The organism is Novosphingobium sp. ERW19, assembly GCF_012641315.1.
Classification (GTDB): Bacteria; Pseudomonadota; Alphaproteobacteria; order Sphingomonadales; family Sphingomonadaceae; genus Novosphingobium.
Genome location: NZ_JABAIC010000015.1, coordinates 65,728 through 75,036, shown reverse-complemented (window position 1 = coordinate 75,036; position 9,309 = coordinate 65,728). Strand labels below are relative to the sequence as shown.

The 9,309-nt window shown below is 64.2% G+C and carries 8 protein-coding genes; 7 read left to right on the top strand and 1 reads right to left on the bottom strand.

Annotation, left to right across the window (positions count from 1 at the left end):
* The coding region (locus tag HGI46_RS22280) for a TonB-dependent receptor (RefSeq protein WP_346766784.1) at positions 1-222 on the bottom strand (222 nt) is incomplete at its 3' end.
* Between the two features lie 465 nt (positions 223-687).
* On the opposite strand from HGI46_RS22280, the gene HGI46_RS20305 reads away from it, so the two are divergent.
* The 7 genes from HGI46_RS20305 to HGI46_RS20275 all read left to right on the top strand — a co-directional run bounded on the left by HGI46_RS20305 (position 688) and on the right by HGI46_RS20275 (position 9,307).
* On the top strand, positions 688-1,263 hold the full coding sequence (locus HGI46_RS20305) for a hypothetical protein (RefSeq protein WP_240946917.1): 576 nt from the start codon (positions 688-690) through the stop codon (positions 1,261-1,263).
* 38 nt (positions 1,264-1,301) lie between these two features.
* Positions 1,302-3,071 carry an SLC13 family permease gene (locus HGI46_RS20300; protein WP_168905622.1) on the top strand — a complete coding sequence of 590 codons (1,770 nt, stop codon included), beginning with the start codon at positions 1,302-1,304 and terminating at the stop codon, positions 3,069-3,071.
* A gap of 106 nt (positions 3,072-3,177) precedes the next feature.
* Positions 3,178-3,756 carry an ANTAR domain-containing protein gene (locus HGI46_RS20295; protein ID WP_168905621.1) on the top strand — a complete coding sequence of 193 codons (579 nt, stop codon included), beginning with the start codon at positions 3,178-3,180 and terminating at the stop codon, positions 3,754-3,756.
* Entirely contained in the window at positions 3,756-4,976 is a 1,221-nt protein-coding gene (locus HGI46_RS20290) for an ABC transporter substrate-binding protein (RefSeq protein WP_168905620.1), read from the top strand. Before HGI46_RS20295 ends, HGI46_RS20290 begins: the two co-directional genes overlap by 1 nt.
* A 218-nt stretch (positions 4,977-5,194) precedes the next feature.
* Positions 5,195-6,574, top strand: coding sequence for a CmpA/NrtA family ABC transporter substrate-binding protein (locus HGI46_RS20285; protein ID WP_206065856.1), 1,380 nt, complete (start codon positions 5,195-5,197; stop codon positions 6,572-6,574).
* A 16-nt stretch (positions 6,575-6,590) separates the two neighbouring features.
* The gene (locus tag HGI46_RS20280) at positions 6,591-7,613 is read left to right on the top strand and encodes an ABC transporter permease (protein ID WP_240946916.1); all 1,023 of its coding nucleotides are present in this window, start codon (positions 6,591-6,593) and stop codon (positions 7,611-7,613) included.
* 14 nt (positions 7,614-7,627) lie between these two features.
* A complete protein-coding gene (locus HGI46_RS20275; RefSeq protein WP_168905619.1) occupies positions 7,628-9,307 on the top strand; it encodes a nitrate ABC transporter ATP-binding protein in 1,680 nt (559 codons plus the stop codon).
* Positions 9,308-9,309 lie beyond the last annotated feature (2 nt).

The following is a 9,309-nucleotide window of genomic DNA, read 5'->3' as shown; positions in this document are numbered from 1 at the left end:
GGTGACGGCTGCGCTGACGGAAAAACGACGCGAGGGACGGAGCGTGGCTTCGATTTCCACGCCCTTGGTGCGCGAGCTGCCCGCATTGGTCGGCTGAAAGGCGATCACGCCGTTGGCCGGGTCGCCGCGGTTGGCCTGGACCTGAAGGTTGGTATAGTCCGCGAGAAACGCAGCTGCCGCTACGCTCAGCGAGCCGTCCGATGTCGAGCCCTTGAAGCCCACTTTACGCGCTCAGGCTGGATCACCGGGTCATTGCCGAAGTTGGCCGTGGGCTCGGTGTCGATACCCTGGCCCTAGTATCCGCGGGTACAGCTTGCATAAACCTGAGCACGGCGGCTGAATTCGTACTGCAAACCGGCCTTTCCGGTTACCGCATCGTCGCTAGCGCGCTGTGTGCCGCTGGGATTGATGGTCCCGAACGATGCATCGCCGGGACAACCATTACGCGGCCGACCTGTGGCCTCGAGGAATCTGTCCACGCCGCCTTGGTTGTGTGAATCTCAGTATAAAGTCGTGCCAGTGCCTAGAGGTCTATGCCGACATGACGGGCGCGCTGAAGCCAAAGGTTAGCTTGTGACACTTTGCCTTCGGGTAAAGTGTCACACGGGACAAATGTTGGAATTCGGCAGCGCCAGACTCCGCCGGGGATTCACAGGAGTCATGTTATGTGCTTTGTTGAATCCCTGAATGTTCCAGACTGCCATCCTCCCCGGCCCGTCTTCCCATGGCGCGATGTCTTCCCTGCTGAACTGCCTTTCGCAGGCCAGTTCGAGGCCACGCTATGCGTTCATGGTGCTGAGCCTGATCGCCGAGGTTGCCGACGAGAAGGGTGAGGCCGGGCCGTTCGTCCGGCGCGGCCGGCAAGCTTTCACCTTGCGGGACTGGTTGTGCGACAGCCTTGCCCCGATGGGTGCGCGCGATCCTCGCCGTGTGGCGCTGACCGAACGGGTGCGCTCTGACCTGATCCTCGAGGACCGCATGCCCGAAGACCTGGAACACGCGGCGCAAGTAATCGAGGATGAAGTTCGTGCGCGCGTTCGGGCTTCGGGCAAGAGCAACCTCAGCCGCGCGGTTTCGGAACTGGTCGGTGCGGGCCTGCTGCGCCGCTATTACAAGGGCTATGCCATCGACCACGAAAACCGCGGCGGGCAACGCCACGCGGTCTATGTGCTGCAGGGGAAGGCGCGCTGCCTGCTGCCGCAAGTCCGCCCCGTGCCAGCCCAGCGGCGCAGCGGAGCGGTTCAGGGCGAGCTGCGCTTCTGATCTGGAACCTGAATATCGGTTAAGCGTTGGGGGCAGCAATGACGCAGCCCCAATGGCTTTCACTGGCCACCCTTGGCGGGATGATGGCCCTGTTTCTGTGGGGACGCTTCCGATATGACGTGACTGCGGTCATCGCGCTGTTGTTTGCGGTGGCGATAGGCGTGGTATCACCGGATGCGGCGTTTACCGGTTTTTCCGATGACATCGTGGTGATTGTCGGCTCGGCGCTGGTCCTTTCGGCCGCAGTGCAGCGATCAGGCATGATCGAGCGATTGTTGCAATCGCTGGCACAGCGCATTCGCAAGCCGCAGCGGCAGATGCTGGTGCTTTCGGCGGCGGTGGGACTGTCATCGGGCTTCATCAAGAACGTCGGCGCGCTGGCCATGCTGATGCCGGGGGCCGTGCAGATGGCCCGTCGCAACAAGGCATCGCCGTCGCTCTATCTCATGCCGATGGCCTTTGCCTCGCTGCTGGGCGGACTGACCACGCTTATCGGCACATCGCCGAACATCATCGTCAGCCGCGTGCGCGAGGAGATGACGGGCGAGCCTTTCCGCATGTTCGACTACCTGCCGACCGGCATCGCGCTCCTGGCGGTTGGCCTGATATTCCTTTCGGTGGGCTGGCGCCTGCTGCCCACCGACCGGCATGCGGCGCAGGGCATGTCGGAAGCGATCAACATCTCTGCCTATGTCATCGAAGCTACGGTCACGACGGGATCGCCTGTCGCGGGCTTGACCGTTTCCGAATTTGTCGAGCGGCACGAGGGCGAGGTCGAAGTTGCCGGCCTGCTGCGCGGCGACATGCGCGGCGAGGTTTCGCCGGATACGCATATCGGTGAAGGCGATGTCCTGATCCTCAGCGGCGAGCCCAACCTGCTCGAACAGGTCATCGGCGCCGACCGACTGACGCTTGCGGGTGACGACGAAGATGGAGATGGCCGCAAACCGGATGGCATCGGTGTAATCGAGGCCGTCGTTCATGCCGATTCCGGGCTCATCGGGCGCACTGCCGGGCGTTTGCAGATGCGCGAACGGCTGGGCATCAACTTGCTGGCCATCTCGCGCGAGGGTGAGACTATCGCCAACAAGCCCGGCAATACCGTGCTGCAGGCGGGTGATGTGATCGTTCTGCAAGGGCCGCTCGATACCTTGCCGGCGCGCCTTGCCGAAATGGGTGCGCTGCCGCTGGCTGAGCGCAAGATCGGGCTTGGGTCAAAGCGTACCCGTTGGTTGCCACTGGTAATCCTGGCCGCAGCCATGGTTGCGGCAGGGACCGGCTTCGTGCCGGCCGCGCTGGCGTTCTTTGCCGCTGCGGGGCTGACCGTGATCACCGGCGCGCTGCCTGCGGACGAGGCGTACAAGGGCATCGAATGGCCGATCCTCATCATGCTGGCCGCGCTGATTCCGGTCAGCGCATCGCTGCAAACGACCGGGGCTTCCGATGTGATTGCCAAGTTGCTTGCCGATTTTGCGGTGAAGCTTCCGGCTTGGGGTGCGGTCGCGCTGATCCTGGTTGCGGCCATGGCGGTGACACCATTCCTCAACAACGCTGCGACCGTGCTGGTCATGGCCCCGATTGCCGGGGTCTTCGCCCAGCAACTCCACTACCGCCCCGAGGCGTTCCTGATCGCGACTGCGGTGGGCGCGGGCTGTGATTTTCTCACCCCGATCGGCCACCAGTGCAATACGCTGGTGCTGGGGCCGGGGGGATACAGGTTTGGCGACTATGCCCGGCTTGGCGCGCCGCTATCGCTGCTGGTGGTGCTGATCGGCACGCCGCTGATCCTGTGGTTCTGGCCACTCTGACAGGCGGGCACACCGGGTAAGGCGGTCAATCGCAGGCCCCTCCTTGTTTGCTTGCGGAAGAGATTGGCCTTGAAACTGCGCTGCCCTCCGCGCACTAGGCGTGGCCATGCGGATTGCCATCGTCGATGAAAGCGCTAGTCGTGCCGCGGTGATCCGCGAAGGGCTGGCCACGCTGGAAGACTGCGAGATCTTCGTGGTTACCGAGCGGCGCGGGCTGGTGGCCAGCATCGGCGAGATCGCGCCCGACATCGTGCTGATGGACCTAGGCAACCCTTCGCGCGACGTGCTGGAGGAATACTTCGCGGTCAGCCGCGTGCTTGGCCGCCCCATCGCGATGTTTGTCGATGAAAGCGACGAGGAATCTATCGCGGCCTCGGTCGACGCCGGGGTTTCGTCTTATGTCGTTGATGGCCTGGCACCGCACCGCATCAGGCCGATCCTTGATCTTGCCGTGCGCCGCTTCAACGCCTTTGCCCGGCTGGAGGCTGACCTGGCTGAAGCCAAGGGCAAGCTGGCCGAGCGCGAGGTGGTCGACAAGGCCAAGCGCATCCTGATGGACAGCCGCGGGTTTTCCGAACCGCAGGCCTATTCCGAACTGCGCAAGACGGCGATGAACCAGGGCAAGCGCATTGCCGACATTGCCGAAGCGGTGGTTACGGCACACCAGCTGATGGGAGGGAAGTGATGGCATCCGCAGCCGCATCGGGTGAATTGACCATCGGCTTCCTGCCGCTGGTGGACGCCTGCCTGCCGATCCTCGCGCGTGAGCATGGCTTTGCCGAGGCGGAAGGCCTGTCGCTGCGGCTGGTGCGCGACATGAGCTGGGCGACGGTGCTTGACCGGCTGCTCTATGGCCACAGCGACGCCGCGCACATGGTTGCCCCGCTGGCAATCGCGACCACGCTTGGGCGCGGGCGGCCGGCTCAGCCGCTGTCTGTGCCCTTTGTGCTGGGGCTGAACGGCAATGCTATCACGATGCGGCCCGATCTGGCCAAAGCGGTGAACCCCGGCGGAGGGCTGGGTGACCCGGCAACCGTGGGCGCGGCGTTGAAAGCGCATGTCGCGGCAACGGGGCGCAAGCTGCGCTTTGGCGTGGTGCATCGCTATTCCAGCCACAACTACATGCTGCGGTACTGGCTGGCGGCCTGCGGCGTGCAACCTGACGTGGACGTTGAAATCACCACTGTCGCCCCGCCGTTCTGCGCAGACGCGCTGGAGCATGGCGAGGTCGACGCGATCTGCGTGGGCGAGCCGTGGAACAGCGTGGCCGTGGAACGCGGCGCCGGGGAGATCGTGCTGGTCACGGCGCAGATCTGGCGGCGCGGCGTGGAGAAGGTCCTGGCCTTCCGTGAGCGGGTGATGGACGAGCGCCGCAGCGAGGCGGAGGCACTGGTCCGCGCCCTGCGCAAGGCGGGCGAGCACTTTGTCGATCCGGCGAACCTTGAAGGCAATGCGGCGATTTTGGCACGGCCCGAGTACCTCGATGGCGATGCCACGCTGATCGGCCGTGCGATCTCCGATCGGCTGCTTCTGGCACAGGGGGGCGAGCTGCTGCACTACCCTGATTTCATGTTCCAGCATCGCGAGGCGGCGAACTTCCCGTGGGTCAGCCAGGCCGAGTGGCTCTACAGCCAGATGGTGCGGTGGGATGGGCTTACCTTTGATCCGGCTGACGCGGCCAAGGCGGCGCGCGTATTCCGTCCGGATGTATATCGCAGCGCACTACTGGGTACGGGTGAGCCCTTGCCGGGGGCCAGCTCAAAGGTTGAAGGCAGCCTGCACAAGCCCACTTCGGTGAGCATGCAGCAAGGCATTATAACACTGGAAAACAACAGCTTCTTTGATGGAAAGCCATTCGATCCGGAACTGCTGGAATCCTACATCGAAAGCCAGCATCGGAGTTAAAGTTTCGCTGCGGTGCAAAAAAGGCTTGCCCAAGAGCAGGCGAATCACATAGCTTTGCATCCAGGCCGAAACGGTGCTGCCCAAGGACGGGCGGCGGTGATCCGGACGGCCTTAAGGTTTTCATCGCGTGGCAACGTCGCCGCCCAGACCTCCCTCATCGGGATGCGTTCGGGCGGCTTTTTCGTGTTTGCCACGCCGCATCTGAGGGGTGGTCGAATATGGTCGGACTGGGCAGGTTCAATCGGCGGGGCATGATCGCGGCGCTGTTGGCGGGCGTGGCCGTGGCAAGCTGCGGCAAGGGCGGGGATGCGCCAGAAAAACCCGCCGCTTCGGCCAATGGCATCGAAAAGCCTGTGCTGAAGCTCGGCTTCATCAAGCTGACCGACATGGCCCCGCTCGCCATTGCGCAGGAAAAGGGCTTCTTTCGCGAAGAGGGGCTGAGCGTGACGCTCGAGCCTCAAGCGAACTGGAAGGTGCTCCTCGACGGCGTAGTCGGCGGGCAACTGGATGGGGCGCACATGCTGGCGGGCCAGCCGATTGCCGCAGCTGCAGGCATCGGAGGCAAGGCCAAGCTGATCGCGCCGATAAGTCTCGATCTCAACGGCAATGCCATCACCATCTCGAACAAGGTCTGGGGCGAGATCGCGGGCAGTCTGCCCAAGAGCCCTGACGGCAAGGTCCAGCATCCTGTCTCCGCGTCGGTGCTCAAGGGCAAGAACCTGAAGTTCGGAATGGTCTTCCCGTTCAGCCCGCACAATTACGAGCTGCGCTATTGGCTGGCGGCAGGCGGCATCCAGCCCGGCTATTATCTGCCCGGCGACACGGCGGGCACCACGGGTGCGCAAGTCCAGATTTCGGTGACGCCGCCGCCCCAGATGCCTTCGACGCTCGAGGCCGGGACCATCGACGGCTATTCGGTGGGCGAACCGTGGAACCAGGCCGCCGTGAAAAAGAAGATCGGCGTTCCGGTGATCACGGACGAGGAAATCTTCAAGGGCAATCCGGAAAAGGTCTTCGGTCTGACCGAGGAGTTTGCGGCCAAGAACCCCAACACGGTCAAGGCGCTGCTGCGCGCGATCATCAAGGCCCAGCAATGGCTTGATGCAGACGGCGGCAAGAACCGCGCCGAGGCGGTCAAGATCCTGTCGATGTCGCAGTATGTCGGCGCTGACCCAGAAGTGATCGGGGCCAGCATGATCGGCAAGTTCACTTTCGCGCCGGGCGACACGCGCGACGCACCTGACTTCAACGTCTTCTTCAACCAGTTTGCCGGATACCCGTACTATTCGGACGCGGTATGGACGCTGACGCAGATGCGTCGCTGGGGCCAGATCCCGACCGACAAGCCCGACCAGTGGTACTTTGACACCGCCAAGGCGGTCTATCGCCCCGATCTCTACCTCGCCGCGGCGCAGGACCTGGCCGAGAAGGGCACGATCCCCAAGGACGCGATTCCGCAAACCGATGGCTACAAGCCCGAACAGTCCGGCTTCATCGACGGCGTGACGTTCAACGGCAAGCAGCCCAACGCCTACCTCGCCAAGTTCACCATCGGCCTGAAGCAGGGCCAGACGGTGACCCCGGCAGGCGTGAAGTAAACCAGGAGCACTTACGATGAACGCGGTCGCATTGCGCAAGGACGAATTCGTCGGCACCGAAGCGGAAGTGATGGAGGGGGGCGCTGCCCTCCTCCCGCAAACGGCACCGGAGACTACTGTGGAAGTTGCTGCGAAGCCGGAAAAGGCGCTGCCGTTCGGGATCAAGATTCCCTTGGGCCGCGCCGCGCTCGATGCGCTCTGGCCTCCACTGGCGGGGATCGGCGGCTTCCTCGCGCTTTGGGCGCTGCTGGCGCCGCTGGTACAGACATCGCTCGGTACGCTCCCTGGGCCGGGCGATGTCTGGTCGGCGTTCGGGGGCCTGCTCGACGAAGCCGCCGCCTCGCGCGTAGCCGCCGCCGAAGCCGTGGCCGCGGGCTATGCCTATACCGGCCCGCCGACCTTCATCGACCAGATCTTCACCAGCCTCGAGACGGTGGCGGCAGGCTTTGTGCTGGCGACGTTGTTCGCCGTGCCGCTCGGCCTTGTCGCGGGCATGTCGAAGCGGGTCAACGCCGCGATCAATCCGCTGGTGCAGGTGATGCGCCCGGTCAGCCCGCTGGCGTGGCTGCCGATCGTGACAATGGTGGTCTCGGCATCGGTCACCAGCGACGATCCTACCCTGCCCAAGAGCTTTGTGGTCTCTGCCGTGGTGGTGATGCTCTGCTCGCTCTGGCCGACGCTGATCAATACCGCGATCGGCACAGCCAGCATCGACAAGGACCTGATCGCGGTGGGCCGCGTGCTGCGCCTCGGCTGGTTTGCCAAGCTCACCCGCCTCGTCCTGCCCTCGTCGCTGCCCTATATCTTCACCGGCATGCGCCTGTCGCTTGGCACGGGCTGGATGGTGCTGATCGCGGCGGAAATGCTCGCGCAGAACCCCGGTCTCGGCAAGTTCGTGTGGGACGAGTTCCAGAACGGTTCGGAAAAGTCGCTCGCCCGCATCATGGTTGCCGTGGTGGTGATCGGCCTGATCGGCTTCGGCCTCGACCGGGTGATGATGGCGCTGCAGTCCTTCGTCAGCCGCAACCGTACTGTCTGAGAAAGGGACGCACCATGGCCACGATCCTTTCCCTGAAAGACGTCCGCAAGAGCTACACCGGCAAGACCGGCGGCGTGAGCGAAGTCCTCGGCGGCATCGACCTGGATGTCGAGGAAGGTGAATTCATCGCGATCCTCGGCTTCTCGGGCGCCGGCAAGACGACGCTGATCTCCTCGATCGCTGGCCTCGTCGAACCCGATGCGGGCGAGATCCTGCTGCACGGGCAGGCGATTGACGGGCCGGACAAGAATCGCGGCCTCGTCTTCCAGTCCTATTCGCTGTTCCCCTGGCTGACGGTCGAACAGAATGTCGCGCTGGCGGTGGATGCGGTGCACAAGGACCGCAGCAAGGAGCAGCGCGCGGCGCTCGTGAAGCAGAAGGTCGAACTGGTCGGCCTCGGCCATGCCATGGACCGCAAGCCCGCACAGCTTTCGGGCGGAATGCGCCAGCGCGTCTCGGTCGCCCGCGCGCTGGCGATGGAGCCGGAAATCCTGCTGCTGGACGAACCGCTCTCGGCGCTCGATGCGCTGACCCGCGCGAAGCTGCAGGATGAGATCGACCGTATCCGCGAGGAAGAGAAGCGCACGATCATCCTCGTCACCAACGACGTCGACGAGGCACTGCTGCTGGCAGACCGGGTGGCGGTACTGACGCCTGCTCCGGCCGCACGGATCGGCCGCATCTTCCCGGTCACGCTGCCGCGCCCGCGCGATCGCGAGGCGGTGAACGACAGCGTCGAATTCCAGAAGCTGCGCACCGAGATCGTCAATTACCTTGGCGGTCTGGCAGGCGAGAAGGCCGCGCAAGGCAGCGATTATGGGCACCTGCCCAATGTCACCCCGCTTGACCTTGCGCCTCCGCCCAAGGCCTATCAGGACGCGGCGAAGAAGGGTGCGACCAGGCGCTACATGGAGTTCTGGAAACTCCACAAGGTCTACCCGACGCCAAAGGGGCCGCTCACCGTGGTCGAGGATTTCAACCTGATGATGGACAAGGGCGAGTTCATCTCGCTGATCGGCCATTCGGGTTGCGGCAAGTCCACCGTGCTGACCATGGCGGCCGGGCTGAACGAGATCAGCAAGGGCGGCATAATCCTCGACAACCGCGAGATCGACGTGGCGGGGCCGGACAAGGCAGTCGTGTTCCAGGCGCCGAGCCTGATGCCGTGGCTGACCGCGCGGCAGAACGTGGCGCTGGGGGTGGAGCGGGTCTATCCGCACGCTACACGTTCGGAACGGCGCGAGATCTTCGACTATTACCTTGATCGCGTCGGCCTTGCCGATGCCAAGGACAAGATGGCGGCGGAGATGTCCAACGGCATGCGCCAGCGTGTCGGCATTGCCCGCGCCTTCGCCCTGTCCCCGCGCCTGCTGCTGCTCGACGAGCCCTTCGGCATGCTCGACAGCCTGACCCGCTGGGACCTGCAGGACGTGCTGGTCGAAGTGTGGAACCGCACCAAGGTGACGGCGATCATGGTCACGCACGATGTCGACGAGGCGATCCTGCTGGCAGACCGTGTGGTGATGATGACCAATGGGCCCAACGCTACCATCGGCAAGGTCCTCAAGGTCGATCTGCCGCGCCCGCGCGATCGCAAGGCGCTGCTCAAGCACCCGGACTTTTACGCCTACCGCCAGGAAGTGCTGCGCTTCCTTGCGGAATACGATCACGGGCCAAAGGTCCACGCCGCCTGAGG